Here is a 17,190-nt window from a genome sequence, read left to right as displayed (position 1 = left end):
GTTCACACATGCACGTCGCCGAAGGTAAGCTCGCCGTCGTCGGCGCGTATCAGGAAGGCGGCGGCGAGCATCGCGAGATAGAAAACCGCGACGCCGCACACCACAACGATGCCGGGGATGGGGCCGAGCGTCGCCACCCGGAAGGTGTCGAGCAGCGAGGCGCCGAAGCCGATCGGCGAGCCTTCGCGCGACAGGCTGGGCGTGGTGATCTTCAGCACCCAGGCGAGCATCAGGATCGTGTACATGAAGATGTAGTTGCGGCGCAGCCGCCGGATCAGCGCCGCGCGCTGCGTGATGAGGAAGCGCGGCGAACGCAGGCCTTCGCCGAGGATGGCGAGCCAGTTGGAGGCGAAGTCCGGCTGCGGCGAAAAGATCTGCGCGAAGTAGTAGCGCTCGAACTGGCGCACCCGTGACCGGTAGACGTCGAAGAAGCGATAGCGCCGCGCCTCAATCCAGAGTAGCAGCGTGATCAGAAGCATGGCGAAGAGCAGCACGCCGTGATGGGCGCTCGGCGTCGACAGCGACACCGAAAGCATCGCCGCCACCACCGTGATCGCCCAGTTGCTGGTGCGGTCGAGCCGGTCGCGCCAGCCGGCCATGCGCGCGATCTCGGCGCGATGGAAATGCGACATGGTGGTTGCGAATTCGGAGGAGGTCAGCTTCAGCGCGAACGTGTCGGACCCTCGCGGCGCCGCTGCCGCTTCGGCTGGCTTTATGGTCTGGACCTGTGACATCCCCTTGCCACGTGCCTCCCGCCGTGGCCGGCCGAGCAAGCCGGCCACACCCCATATAGCACAAATGTGCGGCCGGCTAAAATGTTCCCGCCTTCAGGCGGATAGGTCAGGATGCGACGGGTCGCGAAACCCGCTTCGAAGTGGCTGGAAACGGCACCACTTCGGCCTCGGGCCGGGCATACTGGGCGGTTGCCACCGCCTCGATTACCAGGTCGAGCGCGGCGAGTGCCGTGCGGCTGGTTTCATCGTCGCCGCGCAGATAATGGCAGGCCCTGTCGAGGTGCAGGTGGGCGGCGGCAAAGTCGCTTTTCATTAGCTTCTCCTTATAGCCCGCCATGCCGTGACCATGCGCGAGTCGCTTTACGCAAACGCAAACATCCACAGCCGCATTTGAATCGAATTGTCGCCGCTGGCGCTGATGCTCCATCGTCGTGCCGCTTCGTGAACAGCTCATTCATTGGGCCGCATGCCCGCTTTGCGCGATTGAACTTGTATTCATCGGCGCGAAGAAGCAGGTCCATCTGAACCTGTAGCGGGTTTCGAAATTCGTGTTGGGAGCGATCGTCCGATAAACCGGAAATAGAGACTCGCAGATATGGTATCGGTCATCCGGAGCGGACTGAACGCGCTCCCAGGGGATAAACCACTCTTCTCCGGGTGGGTCATTCAGGTAGCTGGGGCGATATAGCTTGACGTAATAGCCCTCTCTGGTCGACCTGACCTCGTTGGGATCAACCGGGTGGCAATCGTTTTGGCCGCAGCACTTATAGTGAAGAACGGGGTCAGTCTTGTCTGTGTACCAATCGTGGGCCTCTGCATCGCCGGTCAAGGCAAGCCAAATCAATGCAATATGCCTTCGGGACTGTTTCATGGAATAGCCCCTCGCATTCGCATATAGCATGTTAGCGACTGCTAATCCTGTAAAATCTGCTCCGCTCGTGCATCTCCCCTAAAAGAGGGAGATTGACCGTTCCCGCGCGGTGCAACCGAAGCCCACGCGAAACCGTTATCGGCAGGCAAAACGAGGGGTGCGGAAATTGTCCTTCATGCTCAACCGGCGCTTGACGCTCGCGGCGGCGGCATTCGCGCTGATGCCGGCCGTCGCCTTCGCCGCCGAGAAGAGCGCCATGTCGAGCGAAGGCATCTTCGTCCTCGAAGTCATCCTTTTGCTGCTCGTCGGCCGCGGCATCGGCGAATTGCTGGAGCGTCTCGGCCAGCCGGCGGTCATGGGGCAACTGCTCGGCGGCATCCTGCTCGGGCCCTCGCTGCTCGGCTGGTTGTGGCCGCAGGCCGAGCAGCTGGTCTTTGCCGGCGACGCCTCGCAAAAATCGATGATCAACGCCATCGCCCAGCTCGGCATCCTGATGCTTCTGCTGCTGACCGGCATGGAAACGGATCTCAGGCTGGTGCGCCGCGTCGGCCGCGCCTGCTTCTCCATCTCCGCCGCCGGCGTCGCCGTGCCTTTCGCGCTCGGCTTCGTGGCGGCGCAGTTCATGCCGGACAACCTGCTCGCTGCCGGCAGCGAGCGCGTCGTCGCCGGCCTTTTCCTCGGCACGGCGCTGTCGATCTCCTCGGTCAAGATTGTCGCCATGGTGGTGCGCGAGATGAACTTCATGCGCCGCGACCTCGGCCAGGTCATCGTCTCGTCGGCCATCATCGAGGACACGATCGGCTGGGTGATCATCGCCATCACCATCGGCATCGCCACGCATGGCCGCATCGAGGCCGGCAGCCTCGCCTTCACGCTCGCCGGCGTCGGCGCCTTCATGGCCTTTTCCTTCACGCTCGGCCGCCGCATCGTCTTCGATGCGATCCGCTGGACCAACGACACCTTCCACAGCGAATATGCGGTGGTCACCGTCATCCTCGCCATCATGGGCGCCATGGCGCTGATCACCGACCTGATCGGCGTCCATACCGTGCTCGGCGCCTTCGTCGCCGGCATACTGGTCGGCGAGTCGCCGATCCTTTCGCGCCACATAGAGGGCCAGCTGCGCGGCGTCATCACGGCACTGTTCATGCCGGTGTTTTTCGGCGTAGCCGGACTCTCGGCCGATCTCACCGTGCTTGTCGATCCCGAGCTGGCGTTGCTCACCGTGGCCCTGGTGGCGATCGCCAGCATCGGCAAGTTCGGCGGCGCCTTCATCGGCGCCGAGCTCGCCGGCATGAGCCGCAGCGAGGGGGTCGCGGTCGGCTGCGGCATGAACGCTCGCGGCTCAACCGAGGTCATCGTCGCCTCGATCGGCCTGTCGATCGGTGTGCTCTCGCACACGCTTTTCACCATGATCCTCACTATGGCCGTCATCACCACTTTAGCCATGCCGCCGACGCTGCGCTGGGCGCTCGGCCGGCTACCGGTGGGCGAGGTCGAGAAGAAGCGGTTGGAGCGCGAGGAGATCGACCAGCGCGGCTTCGTCGCCAATCTGGAGCGACTGCTGGTGGTGGTGGACGAGGGCGTCGTCGGACGCTTCACTGCCTACCTCGCCGGCGTCATCGGCGCCGGCAAGCCGACAACGGTGCTCCATACAAGCGGCGAAAGCGAAGCTGACCCGGGCGAGGCGGCGCATCTCAAGGAGATCGAGAAGGCCGCCGAGGAGGGCCGCGAGGCGGCGAGGGAAGTCGACGAGGAACCGGCGCGCGAGGCGCCGCTGACCCGCCGCCGGCACGATGATCCGCTCTCGGCCGAGGCGGTGGCCAAGGAGGCGCGCAAGGGCTACGGCATGCTCGTGATCGGCCTCGGCCGCGCGGTGACCTCGAAAGGCAGTTTCTCGCGCCGGCTGAACGAGATTGCCGGCGCCTTCGACGGTTCGCTTTGCCTGGTGCTGAAGCCCGCAGGCGCCGGTCGCCAGATGCCGCGCCTAGGGCCGGGGTCCGGCAAGATCCTGGTGCCGGTCAACGGCACGGCGATCGCGCGCCGCGGCGCCGAACTCGCGCTTTCCATCGCCTCCGTCACCAATGCGCCGGTCAAGGTGCTCTATGTTGCGCGGGTCGCCCGCGATGAACCGCGCGACACTGTCTCGCACCGCCGCCGGGAGGCTGTGCTGAAGGACATTGTGGCGCTTGCCGACCGCTATGGCGTCGAGGTCGAGACCGCCATCCGCTCGAGGGCCGCCGCCGCCGATGCCATCGCCCGCCAGGCCGGCAGGAGCGCGGCATTGATCGTCATGGGCGTGGCGCGGCGGCCGGGTAACGAGCTCATCTTCGGCGAGACGACGAGCGGCGTGCTGCAGCGCTGCCCGTGCCCGGTGGTGCTGGTCTCCGACGCGCGGCTGCGCCGTGACGACGGCGAGAGGGAGTCGCTGCGGTCAGGGACGGGGTGAGGGTAGGTGCCTGCCTTTCCTCGCCCCCCGCAAAGCGGGGGAGAGGTGGCCGCGAAGCGGCCGGAGAGGGGGCTTCGTAGGGTGATGCGTTTCGCGGTGAGGGACCAATGCGCGATGTCGGCGCTTTTCCCCCTCTCCGTCTCGGCTTCGCCGAGCCACCTCTCCCCCATTGTCATGGGGCGAGGAACCAGATCCTGCGAACCCGTTGACACCGTCGTCTCACCCTCCGATTGTCCCCGTTCCATCTCGCCCCGAAGGACACCGCACCAATGACATTGTCGGGCTTTGCCGCCTATTCCGGCGCGCTGGCGATTGCCGCGATCATCCCTGGGCCGCAGCTCGTCGCCATCGTGGCGCAGGCGCTGAGAAGCGGCTACCGGCAGGCGGCCTGGATGACGGCCGGCATGGTGCTGGGCGACGTGCTCTACCTTGCCGCGGTGCTTGCCGGCCTTGCCTTCATCGCCGAGACCTTCAGCTTCCTTTTGATCGCCATCAAATGGGCGGGCGTCGCCTATCTCTTGTTCCTCGCCGTGCAGTTCTGGAAGGCGGGCGAGAGCTTCGAGGCATCCGAGGGCGGCGCGGCGGCGCGGAGCGGCGGCAACGCTTTCCTTTCCGGTGTGCTCGTCACGCTCGGCAATCCGAAGTCGGTGCTGTTCTATATCTCCATCCTGCCGACGGTGGTCGACATCGGCGCGCTGTCGGCGCTCGATGTGCCGATCCTGCTCGCCATCACCGCCGTTATCCTGGCGGCGGTGCAGTTCCCCTTCGCCATCGCCGGCGCCGGCACGCGCCGCACCCTGCAGTCGCCGCGCGCCACGCGCCTGTTCAATCGGGGCGCGGCCGTATGCATGGGCGGCGCGGCGGCGACGATTGCGCTCAGGAACTGACGCAAAATGGATTCGCGCCGTTGCCAGCCGAGACCGGGCCCGCGATCGGCCTTTAATATGAGTTGATACTAATATAACTTGGCTCCTTTCAACCGCGCTTGGCGACGCAATTTGAGAAGGAGGGACAAGCAATGGCCGCCTATCTGATTGCCGATGTCGATATCACCGACATGGCCATGTTCGACGAGTACAGACGCGAAGTCCCGGCCACCGAAGCCCGCTATGGCGGGCACTATCTGGCGCGCGGCGGTGCGACGCGGGTGCTTGAAGGCGACTGGGAGCCGCACCGCCTGGTCATAATCGAGTTTCCCGACATGGCCGCGCTCACCTCGTGGTACGGCTCGCCGGAGTATGAGCGGCTGAAGCAAATCCGCTTCCGCTGCGCCCACACACGCATCATGGCCATCGAAGGGACGGCTTAAATTAGCGTTGCCCGCCCCCGCAGCGGAGGCGAGCAACCCAGCTTCTGCTCACGCCATCTGCAGCCGCTGCCTGCTCGGCTGCGGCGGGAAGGCGATGGCGATGCCGGCGGCGCTCAGGCCGACCAGCGACGAGCCGATGAACAGCCAGGAATAGCTGGCATAGGCGTCGTAGATCATGCCGCCGGCGAGCGGGCCGAACGACATGCCGAGGCTGGAAAGCATGGTGGCGGCGCCGAGCACGGTGCCGATGATGCGGCCGCCGAAATATTCGCGCGCCAGCACGGCATAGAGCGGCATCACGCCGCCATAGGTGGCGCCGAAGATGACGGCGAGAACGTAGAAGTGTTCGAGCCGGGCGGCGCCGAGATAGGCCGCGATCACCATGCCCTGGATGGCGAGGCCGGCGATCAGCACCGGCTTGACGCCCAGCCTGTCGGCAAGCACGCCATAAAGCACGCGCCCGCCAAGGCCGGCCAGGCCCTCGACGCTGTAGATCGAGACGGCCGCCATCGGCGCCACGCCGCAGGCCATCGCATAGCTCACCATGTGGAAGATCGGGCCGGAATGCGCCGCGCAGCAGGCGAAGAAGGTCAGCGCCAGCACGATGAACTGCGGCGAGCGCAGCGCCTGGCCGACGCTCATGCCGGGATCGTCGGCGGCGGGTGCCGGCATGCCTCCGTCGTGCGCGACTGCCGCCGGCGGCTGGCGCACCAGGAAGACGGCGGGCAGAAGCAGCACCCAAGCCATGACGCCGATGTCGAACATGGCGGTGCGCCAGTCATAGGCCGAGATCAGCCAGCGCGCGAAGGGCGAGATCGTCATCGGCGCCACCCCCATGCCGGCCGACACCAGCGACACGGCAAGGCTGCGGTTGGTGTCGAACCAGGCGGTGGTGAGCGCGATCATCGGCGCGAAGAAGGCGCTGGCCGCCAGGCCCACGATCACGCCGTAGCTCAACTGGAACACCAGCAGCGAGCCGGCGCGGCTCGCCACCACCAGCGCCAGTCCGAGCAGCACCGCACCGGCAAGCACGACGGGGCGCGCGCCGAGGCGGTCATAGATCGAGCCCCAGGCGAAGCCGCCGACGCCCATCACCAGGAAATTCAGCGTCATGGCGCTGGAAATGCCGGCGCGCGACCAGCCGGTGCCGAGCGACATCGGCTCGAGAAAGATTGCCAGCGAGAACATCGCGCCGAGCGCTACACAAGTCATCAGCGCGCCCGCCGCGACGATGACCCAACGATAGGAAAGCTTCATGGTTTTCTCCCATGCCGAAAGGCATCCTGTTTGATGCGGCACGGTTTTTCCAGGGTCTCCGTGCCGTTTGCGTCCGAAGGACGCCGGCGGCGACACCGATCCTACAATCTGGTTGCATTTTTTATCTGGTTTTTCGGGGGCAAGAGAGGGGAAATCCAAGCGCAGAAGCTGGCGTTCCGTCACACCCCCCTCTGTCCTGCCGGACATCTCCCCCGCAAGGGGGGAGATTGGCAGCTTCGGCGCAGACGCTTCTCATGTAACGTTGGTGATTGGCGAAAGGCCGCGTGACAGCCAATCTCCCCCTTGCGGGGGAGATGGCCGGCAGGCCAGAGGGGGGGTACTGTCCCGCCAGCCTTTCAGCATGTCAGCAGTCAACAGCGCCCCTCATTGACCGCACACTGGTCCCTTCTAATTTGACCCCTCAACAGGAGGCACCATGCATGCAACTCTATCGCGGCCGGCTTATCGACCACATCCAGCTTGTGGTGCGGGACCTGAAAGCCAGCCGGCGCTTCTACGGCGCGGTGTTCGAGGTCCTGGGCATCCCGGTCGGCGGTGAGGCCGAGGATTATTTCTGGGCCGACGAATTGTTCGTCTCCAGCGCCGACAGCCGTGCGGCGCTCGGCGTGCTCACCGGTCGCCACCATCTCGCCTTCCAGACGAAGGACCGCGCCATGGTCGATGCCTTCTACGCGGCAGGGCTGGCCGCCGGCGGCAAGGACAATGGCGCGCCGGGCGAGCGCCCCTACCACCCCGGCTACTACGCCTGCTTCCTGCTCGACCCCGACGGCAACAATATCGAGGCGGTGTTCCATGGCGAGGCGAAGCGGAGCGCTGACGCGGTGGAGATCAGCTTCTAGTGCATGTCGCCCAAAAGTGCGCAGCGGTTTTGGGAGAACGACATGCATCAAAACAAAGACTTAAAGCGCGTCGCCCGAATCCGTTTCAACGCGACGCGCTTTAGGGAAGGGCATCATCCCAGCCGGCGCTCTGCAGCCCCAGGCGCATCCGCTCGCGGTCCTCGGCGCGTTCCATGCGCATCTCCGCGAGAATGTCCGCCATGGTAACGCCGGGTTCCAGCGCGCGGCCTTGCCCGGCACACGCCCAGGCCTTCTCCGCATCGCCCTCGAGCGCGTGGCACGCGGCCAGCCAAGCCCATTGCAAGGCACTCTTGCGCGGCAGGCATGAAAGGGACGCCACCACGTCCCGGTAGCGGCCAAGGACGAACAGGGCTGCGGCCCGGTCGGCATAATACCAGCCCGGATGCATCGGATTGAGCTGGATGGCCTTGTCGAGCAGGGCCAGGCCGGCTTCGCCATCGCCGCGCAACGCCCGGAAATGGCCGATCTGGGCCAGCGTGTCGGCGTCATAGGGATTGAGATCGAGCGCTCGGGCGAAATGCCTTTCGGCGGCGTCGTACTCGTCACGGCCACGATAAAGCAGGATCAGCGCCAGCATGCGATGGCACCGCGCCGCATCGGGGCTGAGCGCGATGGCGTGCAGCGCGCGATCACGCGCCTGGTCGAGCACGTCGCGCGGCGCGTCGGCGTAGCCGCCGATGATGACATCGGCGAGCGCCAGATAGGCATGCGCCAGGCCAGAACGAGGATCAAGCTCGATGGCCTTGAGGAAATGCGCGCGCGCCTCCTGATTGACCCGTTCGCCATAGCTGCGCAGCAGCTCCTTCCCGCGCAGGAAATGCAGATAGGCCTCGACATTGGCCGCAGGCGCCGGCTGGCCGCGCCGCATCACCGCGCTTTCGATGTTGGCGACCAGAGCCGTCACGATCCGCTGCGCGACCATCGTCTGGAAGGCAAAAATCTCGCCTCTGGCGAAAGTGAAGGTCTGGGCCCAAACGCGCCGGCCGGACGCCGTCTCGGTAAGCACCACGCGCGCGCTGTATTCCGCTCCGACGGTCTCAACGCTGCCTTCGGCGACGTAGTCGGCTCCGAGGCGCTCGGCGGTCGCGCGGATGTCCTCGCGCGAATGCTCGGCCAGAGCGAAGGCCGAATGACGCGCCAGCACGGCGACGGTCTTGAAGTAGGAGAGCGCGTTGGTAATTTCCTCGACCGCGCCGTCGAACAGCGACTTGGCGGTGCTGTCGGCCGGATCGACATGGAAGGGCAGGACGGCCACCATCGGCTCCGCCCGAGCGGCAAGCATGGCGCCAGCGGGCGGTGGCGCGGCCTTGATCTCCGGGGGCTGGAACAGGTAGCCCCGGCGCGGCACGGTGCGGATCAGCGCCTGTGCCTCGTCGCCGATCGATTTGCGCGCGTCGTGGATCGATTGGGTGAGGGAGTCCTCGGAGACGATGATACCCGGCCAGACCGCTTGCAGCAATTCTTCCTTGCTCAGCACCCGGCCGGGATTGCGCGTCAGGAAGGCCAGCAGTTCCAGGGTTTTCGGCCGGACCGGCACGATCTCGCCGTCACGCCGGAGCGTACCCCGGTCAAGATCGAGAACCGCGCCGCCGATCTGTAGCGCCAACCCGCTGCCCCATCGCCGCGCCTCATTGCGCACCGTTCATGGGAACGGCAAATGCTCCCGAGGTCAAGCTGGAAACAAGTGCAAGCGTGAAAAGAGGCCGCGAAGGCGTAGCCGCGGCCGGGGGCGTTCGGCAACCGGGTCGGCCGATGTCTCGCCGGACGCCAGCCGTTCGAGATAGGCCAGCATTTCGTTACTCTCGCCGCAACATGGGCCGGTAAAGCCGGTCGAGAAGAAACGAAGCAATTCCTCTCGTGCCAGCTGGGCGGGCGGGAACGGCGCTTCGGCGTTGATATGCATGATCCACCTCCCAGGGCAGCCAACGGCAGCGGTGCTCGTCGCAGGTCGCTCATCGGGCTGTCTGCGCAAGCATCGCCGTGACAGGGCGCTTTGTCCTGAACGGCTGCTGATATTTTGCTGAATTCCATCGCCGCATCCGGTTCACGGTTGGCGGGCATGCGCAGGCCGTGCCGCCATAGCGGGCTATCCTGTCAACAATCCCGACGCCGCTGCGGCATCCGCGACGCGGCTAAGCCGGTGGTGCGGCTATTCCTTCACCGCGCCCGTCATCGAGGACACGTAGTGCTCGACGAAGAAGGAATAGAGCACGACGACCGGCAGCGAGCCGATCAGCGCGCCCGCCATCAGCGCTCCCCATTCATAGACGTCGGAGCGGACGAGCTCGGTGAGCACGCCGACCGGCACCGTCTTCTTCTCGGACGACTGGATGAAGGTCAGCGCATAGATGAATTCGTTCCAGGATAGCGTGAAGGCGAAGATGCCGGCCGAGATCAGGCCCGGCACCGACAGCGGCAGCACGATCTTGGTCAGGATCTGCCAGCGGGTTGCCCCATCGATGAGCGCGCATTCCTCCAGTTCGAACGGGATCGAACGGAAATAGCCCATCAACAGCCAGGTGCAGAACGGGATCAGGAAGGTCGGGTAGGTGAGGATCAGCGCAAACGGCGTGTCGTAGAGGCCGAGGTTGAACACCATCACCGACAGCGGGATGAACAGGATCGAAGGCGGCACGAGATAGGCGAGGAAGACGGCAAGCCCAACCTGCCGCGCCCCCGAGAACCTCAGCCGCTCGATCGCGTAGGCGGCGAGCACCGCGGCCGCCAGCGACAGGAAGGTGGCGGCGGTCGAAATGATGACGGTGTTGAGCAGCCAGCCTGGATAGGAGGTCTCGAAGAGCAGGTAGCGTATGTGCTCCAATGTCGGATGCACGACCCAGAACGGATTGTAGTTCACATAGTCGGTCATCTCGACATTGGGCTTAACCGCCGTGATCGTCATCCAGTAGAACGGAAACAACAGCACGATCAGAAACACCAGCAGCGGCAGATAGACCGTCACCACCCGGCGCGGCAGGCTCTGCAGGTAGCCCATGCCGCCTTCGTCGGTGTCCAGGCGCTCGACTTCCTTGATCGCGGCCATGTCAGTCTCCGCCGCCTTGCTGCCACCTGCGTCGTTGCAGGCCGAAATAGCTGAACAGGATCGCCGCCAGCAGGAACGGGATCATTGCGACCGCGATTGCCGCGCCCTCGCCAAGCTGGCCCCCGGAAATGCCGCGCTGGAAGGACAGCGTTGCCATCAGGTGGGTGGCGTTCACCGGCCCGCCGCGGGTCAGCACATAGATCAGCTGGAAATCGGTGAAGGTGAACAGCACCGAAAAGGTCATGGTGATAGCGATGATCGGCGTCAAAAGCGGCAGCGTCACATGGCGGAACAATTGCCAGCGGCTGGCGCCGTCCAGCGTGGCCGCCTCGTAAAGCGATTGGGGAATGGTCTGCAGGCCGGCAAGCAGCGTGATGGCGACGAACGGAATGCCGCGCCAGACATTGGCAGCGATGACGGAAGCGCGCGCATTGGTCGGGTCGCCGAGGAAGTTGATCGGGTGGTCGATCAGGCCCATTTGCTGCAGCGCCCAGGACAGGATCGAGAACTGCGAATCGTAGATCCACCAGAAGGCGATGGCCGACAGCACCGTGGGCACCACCCAAGGCAGCAGGACGATCGCGCGGAAGAACGATTTGAAGGGCAAGTTCTCGTTGAGAATGAGCGCCAGCCAGAGGCCGAGCACGAACTTCAGGATCGATGCGCTTATCGTGTAGAGCAGGGTGTTGAAGACGGAGAGCCAGAAGACGCCGTCGCTCCACAGATATTGATAGTTCTCGATGCCTATAAAGATGCCGGGGCGGCCGATACGGGCATCGGTGAAGCCGAGCCAGACACCGAGCCCGAGCGGATAGGTGAGAAACACCAGGAGCAGCGCCGCCGCCGGCAGCATGAAGCCGAGGCCAAGAGCGTTCCGGCTCTCGGCGAGCCGCGAAAGGATCGACGGAGGTCGCTGAACGGCAACGGATGGCACGGCCATGGCGTGGGTTCCCTATGAAGTCTGATGGAGCGGCCGGGACGGCTCTTCGTTCCGAATGCCTCCGGACGACAGGCGCGGCCACCCCGGCTCAGGTCGAACAGGATCAGACGCGATAGTAGCGGTTGGCGCGCTTTTCGGCCTCTTCCATCGCCTCCTGCGGCGTGGCCTGGCCTGTTACCGCCTTGGCGAACATGTCCACCAGCACATAGTCGGCCATCGTCGCGGCGGAGGCATAGCCGAGCGGCCCGGCATAGCCGTTGGGGCGCAGCGTCGCCGAGGCCTTCGCGTAAGCCGCATTGTTCGGGTCGGCCTTCCACACCGGATTGTTCTCGAAAGCCTTGAGCGTCTGGCAGCAATACGCGGCCGACGACGTGATCCAGTCCGGCATCTGCGGGTCCTCGAACATGAACTGCAGATAGGCTTTGGCCGCATTGGGGTAGGGGGTGTAGTTGAAGATCACAGCCGTGGTCACCTGGAACAGCTCGACCGATTTCCCGACAGGACCGATCGGCAGGTTGGTCGTGCGCATGTCCTTGGCGATTTCGGTCAGTTTCGGATCCTTGTCCTTGTTGACCTTGGCGGTGTTGTAGACCGAAATGCCGTTGGCGATCACGCTCACTTCGCCGGCCAGGAAGGCGCGGTTGTTGTTCACGTCGAGCCAGCTTTCGGTGCCGGGAATGAAGGTCTTGTAGAGCTCCTGCGCATATTGGATCGCCTTGAGCGTCTCCGGGCTGTTGATCGTCACCTTGCCCTTCTCGTCGACCATCTGGCCGCCATGGCTCCAAAGCAGCCAGTGCGCGTAATTGTTGCCGTCGCCGACGCCGTGGCCATGCGTAAAGCCGGCCGGATGGCCTTTCGCCTTCAGCGCCTTGCAAAGCTCGAGGAAGCCGGCCGTGTCCTTCGGGAATTCCGAGAAGCCTGCCTCCTTCACCCAGCTTTCGCGATAGACGATGGCGTTGCCGATGGTGGCCAGCGGCAGGCCGAGGAACTTGCCCTCGCGCGTCGCATACTGTTTCGGTCCGTCGTACCAGCCGCCATATTTCTTGCCGAGATAGTCGCCCAGTTCCGTCACGTCGAGCAGCTTGTCGGGATACTGGTGCGGGTCGTCGAACCAGACCAGCATCAGGTCGGGACCGGAGCCGACATTGGCGGCGACCGCAGCCTTCGGCCGGATGTCTTCCCAGCTCTCCTTGTCGACGCGCACCTCGACGCCCGTCGCTTCGGTGAACCGCTTCGTATTCTTCAGCCACTGGTCCTCGTCGCCCTGCACGAAAGGCGACCAGCGCAGCAGCCTGAGCTTGGCACCTTCCTCCGGCTTGTACTTCAGCCCCTCCTGAGCGAAGGCCGGGGAGCCGACCAAGCGGCTGCCTAAGGCTCCGACCGCCGCGCCGGCAGTCGTGCGGATCACGTCGCGTCTGGTGAATTTCATGCTCGTCTCCTCCTCTTTGGTTCCTCGTTGCGTGCCTCTAGCGCGCCGCTTCGATCCGCTGGCCGGTTTCGCCGTGAAACAGATGGATGGGGCCTGGTTCGACCGACAGCCGGATGGCGTCTCCCGGCGCGAAGGAATGGCGTTCTCGGAAATTGGCGACGATGTCCTCGCCGCCGGCCGTCCGGCCGATGATCTGCACTTCCGAGCCGGTCGGCTCGATCACCACCACGGTGACCGGAATACCGTCTTCGGCCAACCGCAGATGCTCGGGCCGAACGCCCAGGACCATGGCTTCGCCGTTGCTGACCGCAGGTGGTTTCGGCAGAGGCACGGAAACGCCGCCCGCGCCCCGGAAGGACGGCGCGCCATCGTTGGCGAATGTGCCCCTCAGCAGGTTCATGGCGGGCGAGCCGATGAAGCTCGCGACGAACAGGTTGTTGGGGCGGTCGTAGAGTTCGAGCGGCGGTCCGATCTGCTCGACGACGCCGTCATGCATGACCACGATCTTGTCGGCCATGGTCATGGCCTCGATCTGGTCGTGGGTGACATAGATCGTCGTCGTCTTCAGCCGCTGGTGCAGCTCCTTGATCTCGGCGCGCATCTGAACCCTGAGCTTGGCGTCGAGATTGCTGAGCGGCTCGTCGAACAGGAACACCTGCGGATTGCGCACGATCGCCCGGCCCATGGCGACGCGCTGGCGCTGGCCGCCTGACAGCTGGCGCGGATAGCGCGACAGAAGCGGAACCAGCCCGAGGATTTCGGCCGCGCGCTTCACCCCGGCATCGCTTTCGGCCTTCGGCACACCCTTGAGCATGAGCGAGAACGCCATGTTCTCGGCCACCGTCATGTGCGGATAGAGCGCGTAGTTCTGGAAGACCATGGCCACGTCGCGCTCCTTTGGCGCAACGTCGTTGACGATACGGCTGCCGATCGAAATATGGCCGCGCGATATTTTTTCCAGGCCGGCGATCATCCTGAGAAGTGTCGATTTTCCGCAGCCCGACGGCCCGACCAGCGTGACGAACTCGCCGTCTTCTATATCGACGCTGACGCCATGCAGGATCTGGGTGGCCCCGAACGACTTGTAGACATCGCCAATCGCGACAGACGCCATCGAACTCCTCCCGATGGTCCCTGCGAAGTCTCGCGGGAGCCGTTTCTATCAGATGTGGCTGAAACGGATGCCGGCAAGCATCCACCACTGGCGTCGGCGACGTCTGCCCAGCTCCCCCCGGGTCACGCGACGGTGAAACGGTAGCGCTACCAAATCCGCCTGTAAAGCGTCGGCGCTAACGGTTCTTCTTTCGCCGGTCAGGACAGTTGATCGAAGCTCCGCTCAAGGAGAAGTTGAACCGGGCCAGACCGGGCTGCTCGAGAGTGGTCGTCAATAGTAGCAGAAGAAACATTAGTGATTACTAAGATGGTGGATTTCAACTTCCCGGGGAAAATCTGGCTCGTGCCCGTTCCGGCAGCATCGGCATTGACCGCTGCCCGTCCATGGCGCGGCCATTGCTGGGTTGATCTGCTCCGTGCTCGACCGCAGCGGGAATCGCCGCGGCAGCTTGGCCGGTTTCACCCGCCGATCAGGAAGGTCGCGATCAGCTTCTGCAAATTCCCGCCCGGTCCGAACTCGACCTTGTCGAAATCACGGCTGGCCTGGCGCTGCGCTTTGGAAAGCTGGTCGAGATATTGCGTCAGCTCGGTTCTGATCTTCTTGCAGCCGGGATCGTCGGCGACGGTGAGGCCGGTGCTGAAGACGACGATCTTGTCGACCATGTCGACGATGCCGGCGCCGTGCACCTTCTCATGCGCGGCGAGCCCGGCGGCGAAGGTATCCCAGCGCGCCCGCACGGCGGGCGCAAGTTTCCCCGCGGGCTTCGGCAGCGTGTAGGTGATGATCAGCTGCGGCCGCGCGGTCTTGAGCACGCAGGCGCCGCCTTGCGGCTGGTAGTTCCGCTGCCAGGTCAGCTTGAAGAAAGTGTGCGCGATCGCCCGTCGCTCGTTGCCGGCTGCGTCCTTGCCGATCACCGGACCCTTGTCGCCGATCGAGACATAGAGCTCCTCGACCGTCTGGCCGGAGATCGCATAGGTCTCGACCTTCTCGACCGGCTTCCATTGGGCGAGGGCCGGCGAGGGCAGCAGCAGGGCGGCAAGCAGGAGGGTAGGCTTCATGGGGACTCGGTGGGATTCCGGGCGAGGCTTCGTGCATAGCGGTTGTCGCGGACGAGAGCAAAGGGCGCCAGCGCCACGTGCCTTCGCGCCCCCTTTGTGCCGGGCTCCCAGCGCCGGGTAGCACCTTTCCTCCTTTCAATTCTCGAGTAGTCGTATACGAGGATGCTCGCTGCGGCCGGAGCGGCAACGAAGGGGTGAGCGCGCTCCACCGACGGGGCTTGCTTGGCAAGCTTTGGAGCCTGGCGGGACAGAGGGGGCGCGAAGGAACGCCACGCTGGTGATCGCCTCACACGGAGATAGGGCGCCTCCACCTGGAACCCGTCCCACCGGTCGCCCGTTTTCCTAGGCATCGTCTCGACCCATGGGGAGGACAAGGATGACCCGCGACGAGATTGTTTCCGTGCTTGGACCGGTCGACGAGGCCGTCATCGCAGACATCGCGCTCACCGGCGCCAGCCTTGAGGAACTGCAAGAGGCCCTCGCCTGGATCGACGCCGACGAGGCGCTTGTGAACGAGGGCCATGCGATGCCCAGCGCCAGGGTTGCGAAGCTGATCGAACTCCTCGAGCCGCCCGAGGACGAGCCCGGGGTTCCTGGCGCGATGGAGTAGCGCTGGCGCCTCAGCCTCATCCGTCCGAGCTTGGCTCGGCCACCTTCTCCCACCGGGCAGAACGATAGGTGTTCCTCCCTACTTGCCGCTCCCACGCCTCCCGGCATAGCCTGATATGGCCTTGCGGGAGGAGGGGAGCATGGACACCAATGTCGTCATTGTCGGCGCGGGGCCGGCGGGGCTGGCCGTCGGCGCCTGCCTGAAGGAGGCGGGGCAGGACTTCGTCATCCTCGAAAAGGCCGGCGAGGTGGCGCCAGCCTGGCGCAGGCACTACCGGCGGCTGCATCTGCACACGGTGAAGTCGTTTTCCTCGCTGCCCTTCGCGCCGTTCCCGAAGAGCCATCCGCGCTATGTGCCGCGCGAGAAGGTGGTCGCCTATCTCGATGCCTATGCCCAGCGCTTCGGCCTCGAGCCGCGCTTCGGCGTGACGGTGAAATCGATCCGCCGCGAGGGCGGAAAATTCCTGGTCGAGACCGACGCCGGCCCCTTCAGCGCCAAGAGGGTCGTCGTCGCCACCGGCAACAATGCCGAGCCGATCGTGCCGAGCTTTCCCGGCATCGAGGCGTTCAACGGAGAGGTGCTGCACAGCGCCGCCTACACCGACGCCGCGCCCTATGTCGGCAGGAACGTGCTGGTCATCGGCATGGGCAACACGGGCGCCGAGATCGCGCTCGATCTGGCCGAGTCCGGCGCCCGTCCGACGATCTCGGTGCGCAAGGGCGTGCACATCGTGCCGCGCCAGCTGTTCGGCGTGCCGATCCAGATGGTGGGCATCGCCAGCCGGCCGATGCCGCAGGCGCTGAACGACTGGATGTTCCCGAAAATCCTCGACCTGGCGCTGGGCAAGCTCGAGAAATACGGCATTGTGCGGCCGAAGGAAGGCATCCTCAGGCAGATTGATGCCGGCCGCATTCCGGTGATCGATGTCGGCACGGTGGCGGCGATCAAGGCGGGCCGGATCGGCACCCTCCCCGACATCGTCCGCTTCACCGGGGACGGCGCAAAATTCGCCGGCGGGCAGGAGAAAAAATTCGACGCGGTGATCTTCGCCACCGGCTACCGGCCGGGCTATGACGGCTTCCTGCCTGCGGAGCTGCGGCCGGCGAAAAGCGGGGTGAATGCCCGCGCCTCGGACCTCGGCGTCTATCTCGTCGGCTTCCACAACCCGGTCACCGGCCTGTTGCGCGAGATCGGCATCGAGGCGAGGGCGGTGGCGAAGGACATTGCGGGGCGGTGAGGGTAGACGCTGGGCAATGCGATAGGCTGAGTTCCGTCACACCCCCCTCTGTCCTGCCGGACATCTCCCCCGCAAGGGGGGAGATTGGACGTCATCTTGGCTTTCGCCAATCGCCGGCGTTGCGGGGAGACGGCCGACGCCGAAGCTGCCGATCTCCCCCCTTGCGGGGGAGATGTCCGGCAGGACAGAGGGGGGTACTGTCCCGCCAACGTCTCGCTGATACTGATCGCCGACGCATAAATCGGGTGGCGCCTTCGA

Annotated in this window: 16 protein-coding genes; 6 read left to right on the top strand and 10 right to left on the bottom strand. The window is 65.0% G+C overall.

Features of this window, described 5'->3' with window-relative positions; genetic code table 11:
* Window positions 1-2 precede the first annotated feature (2 nt).
* Both RFN28_RS24930 and RFN28_RS24925 read right to left on the bottom strand, forming a co-directional pair.
* Entirely contained in the window at window positions 3-734 is a 732-nt protein-coding gene (locus RFN28_RS24930; RefSeq protein WP_320289833.1) for a DUF2270 domain-containing protein, read from the bottom strand.
* 106 nt (window positions 735-840) lie between these two features.
* Window positions 841-1,047, bottom strand: coding sequence for a hypothetical protein (locus RFN28_RS24925; RefSeq protein ID WP_320289832.1), 207 nt, complete (start codon window positions 1,045-1,047; stop codon window positions 841-843).
* Between the two features lie 733 nt (window positions 1,048-1,780).
* Between RFN28_RS24925 and RFN28_RS24920 the strand changes: the two genes are divergently transcribed.
* The 3 genes from RFN28_RS24920 (at window position 1,781) to RFN28_RS24910 (ending at window position 5,363) form a co-directional block, all read left to right on the top strand.
* Window positions 1,781-4,054: a cation:proton antiporter domain-containing protein gene (locus RFN28_RS24920; RefSeq protein WP_320289831.1), complete on the top strand. Its 2,274-nt coding sequence runs from the start codon at window positions 1,781-1,783 to the stop codon at window positions 4,052-4,054.
* A gap of 269 nt (window positions 4,055-4,323) precedes the next feature.
* On the top strand, window positions 4,324-4,941 hold the full coding sequence (locus RFN28_RS24915; protein WP_320289830.1) for a LysE family translocator: 618 nt from the start codon (window positions 4,324-4,326) through the stop codon (window positions 4,939-4,941).
* Between the two features lie 131 nt (window positions 4,942-5,072).
* A complete protein-coding gene (locus tag RFN28_RS24910; RefSeq protein WP_320289829.1) occupies window positions 5,073-5,363 on the top strand; it encodes a DUF1330 domain-containing protein in 291 nt (96 codons plus the stop codon).
* Window positions 5,364-5,411: 48 nt separating this feature from the next.
* Here RFN28_RS24910 and RFN28_RS24905 read toward each other — a convergent pair whose 3' ends face one another.
* A complete protein-coding gene (locus RFN28_RS24905; protein ID WP_320289828.1) occupies window positions 5,412-6,620 on the bottom strand; it encodes an MFS transporter in 1,209 nt (402 codons plus the stop codon).
* 440 nt (window positions 6,621-7,060) lie between these two features.
* Here RFN28_RS24905 and RFN28_RS24900 point away from each other — a divergent pair, with 440 nt between their 5' ends.
* Entirely contained in the window at window positions 7,061-7,480 is a 420-nt protein-coding gene (locus tag RFN28_RS24900) for a VOC family protein (protein WP_320289827.1), read from the top strand.
* Window positions 7,481-7,580: 100 nt separating this feature from the next.
* On the opposite strand, the gene RFN28_RS24895 is transcribed toward RFN28_RS24900, so the two are convergent.
* The 7 genes from RFN28_RS24895 to RFN28_RS24865 form a co-directional block, all read right to left on the bottom strand.
* The gene (locus tag RFN28_RS24895) at window positions 7,581-9,107 is read right to left on the bottom strand and encodes a winged helix-turn-helix domain-containing tetratricopeptide repeat protein (protein WP_320289826.1); all 1,527 of its coding nucleotides are present in this window, start codon (window positions 9,105-9,107) and stop codon (window positions 7,581-7,583) included.
* A 63-nt stretch (window positions 9,108-9,170) separates the two neighbouring features.
* Entirely contained in the window at window positions 9,171-9,404 is a 234-nt protein-coding gene (locus tag RFN28_RS24890; RefSeq protein ID WP_320289825.1) for a hypothetical protein, read from the bottom strand.
* Window positions 9,405-9,650: 246 nt separating this feature from the next.
* Window positions 9,651-10,544, bottom strand: a complete 894-nt coding sequence (locus tag RFN28_RS24885; RefSeq protein WP_292040664.1) for a carbohydrate ABC transporter permease — start codon at window positions 10,542-10,544, stop codon at window positions 9,651-9,653.
* Window position 10,545: 1 nt separating this feature from the next.
* Entirely contained in the window at window positions 10,546-11,484 is a 939-nt protein-coding gene (locus tag RFN28_RS24880) for a carbohydrate ABC transporter permease (protein ID WP_320289824.1), read from the bottom strand.
* 103 nt (window positions 11,485-11,587) lie between these two features.
* Complete coding sequence (locus RFN28_RS24875) at window positions 11,588-12,913, bottom strand: ABC transporter substrate-binding protein (RefSeq protein WP_320289823.1); 1,326 nt, start codon at window positions 12,911-12,913, stop codon at window positions 11,588-11,590.
* Window positions 12,914-12,950: 37 nt separating this feature from the next.
* Window positions 12,951-14,027, bottom strand: coding sequence for an ABC transporter ATP-binding protein (locus RFN28_RS24870; RefSeq protein ID WP_320289822.1), 1,077 nt, complete (start codon window positions 14,025-14,027; stop codon window positions 12,951-12,953).
* A gap of 458 nt (window positions 14,028-14,485) precedes the next feature.
* On the bottom strand, window positions 14,486-15,085 hold the full coding sequence (locus tag RFN28_RS24865) for a DUF922 domain-containing Zn-dependent protease (protein ID WP_320289821.1): 600 nt from the start codon (window positions 15,083-15,085) through the stop codon (window positions 14,486-14,488).
* 376 nt (window positions 15,086-15,461) lie between these two features.
* Between RFN28_RS24865 and RFN28_RS24860 the strand changes: the two genes are divergently transcribed.
* Both RFN28_RS24860 and RFN28_RS24855 read left to right on the top strand, forming a co-directional pair.
* Window positions 15,462-15,695: a hypothetical protein gene (locus tag RFN28_RS24860; RefSeq protein ID WP_320289820.1), complete on the top strand. Its 234-nt coding sequence runs from the start codon at window positions 15,462-15,464 to the stop codon at window positions 15,693-15,695.
* Between the two features lie 139 nt (window positions 15,696-15,834).
* Entirely contained in the window at window positions 15,835-16,932 is a 1,098-nt protein-coding gene (locus RFN28_RS24855) for a flavin-containing monooxygenase (protein WP_320289819.1), read from the top strand.
* Window positions 16,933-17,190 lie beyond the last annotated feature (258 nt).

It is taken from the genome of Mesorhizobium album (assembly GCF_033977205.1).
GTDB classification, from domain to species: Bacteria; Pseudomonadota; Alphaproteobacteria; order Rhizobiales; family Rhizobiaceae; genus Mesorhizobium; species Mesorhizobium album.
The sequence above is the reverse complement of the archived record's forward strand: the minus strand, read 5'-3'. Positions and strand labels throughout refer to the sequence as shown.

What these genes read in the sequence shown, in the direction of transcription:
- RFN28_RS24880 (WP_320289824.1), bottom strand. Translation starts at nt 11,484, where the DNA reads ATGGCCGTGCCATCCGTTGCCGTTCAGCGACCTCCGTCGATCCTTTCG.
- RFN28_RS24925 (WP_320289832.1), bottom strand. Translation starts at nt 1,047, where the DNA reads ATGAAAAGCGACTTTGCCGCCGCCCACCTGCACCTCGACAGGGCCTGC.
- RFN28_RS24865 (WP_320289821.1), bottom strand. Translation starts at nt 15,085, where the DNA reads ATGAAGCCTACCCTCCTGCTTGCCGCCCTGCTGCTGCCCTCGCCGGCC.
- RFN28_RS24905 (WP_320289828.1), bottom strand. Translation starts at nt 6,620, where the DNA reads ATGAAGCTTTCCTATCGTTGGGTCATCGTCGCGGCGGGCGCGCTGATG.
- RFN28_RS24915 (WP_320289830.1), top strand. Translation starts at nt 4,324, where the DNA reads ATGACATTGTCGGGCTTTGCCGCCTATTCCGGCGCGCTGGCGATTGCC.
- RFN28_RS24920 (WP_320289831.1), top strand. Translation starts at nt 1,781, where the DNA reads ATGCTCAACCGGCGCTTGACGCTCGCGGCGGCGGCATTCGCGCTGATG.
- RFN28_RS24910 (WP_320289829.1), top strand. Translation starts at nt 5,073, where the DNA reads ATGGCCGCCTATCTGATTGCCGATGTCGATATCACCGACATGGCCATG.
- RFN28_RS24900 (WP_320289827.1), top strand. Translation starts at nt 7,061, where the DNA reads ATGCAACTCTATCGCGGCCGGCTTATCGACCACATCCAGCTTGTGGTG.
- RFN28_RS24885 (WP_292040664.1), bottom strand. Translation starts at nt 10,544, where the DNA reads ATGGCCGCGATCAAGGAAGTCGAGCGCCTGGACACCGACGAAGGCGGC.
- RFN28_RS24930 (WP_320289833.1), bottom strand. Translation starts at nt 734, where the DNA reads ATGTCACAGGTCCAGACCATAAAGCCAGCCGAAGCGGCAGCGGCGCCG.
- RFN28_RS24875 (WP_320289823.1), bottom strand. Translation starts at nt 12,913, where the DNA reads ATGAAATTCACCAGACGCGACGTGATCCGCACGACTGCCGGCGCGGCG.
- RFN28_RS24870 (WP_320289822.1), bottom strand. Translation starts at nt 14,027, where the DNA reads ATGGCGTCTGTCGCGATTGGCGATGTCTACAAGTCGTTCGGGGCCACC.
- RFN28_RS24890 (WP_320289825.1), bottom strand. Translation starts at nt 9,404, where the DNA reads ATGCATATCAACGCCGAAGCGCCGTTCCCGCCCGCCCAGCTGGCACGA.
- RFN28_RS24855 (WP_320289819.1), top strand. Translation starts at nt 15,835, where the DNA reads ATGGACACCAATGTCGTCATTGTCGGCGCGGGGCCGGCGGGGCTGGCC.
- RFN28_RS24860 (WP_320289820.1), top strand. Translation starts at nt 15,462, where the DNA reads ATGACCCGCGACGAGATTGTTTCCGTGCTTGGACCGGTCGACGAGGCC.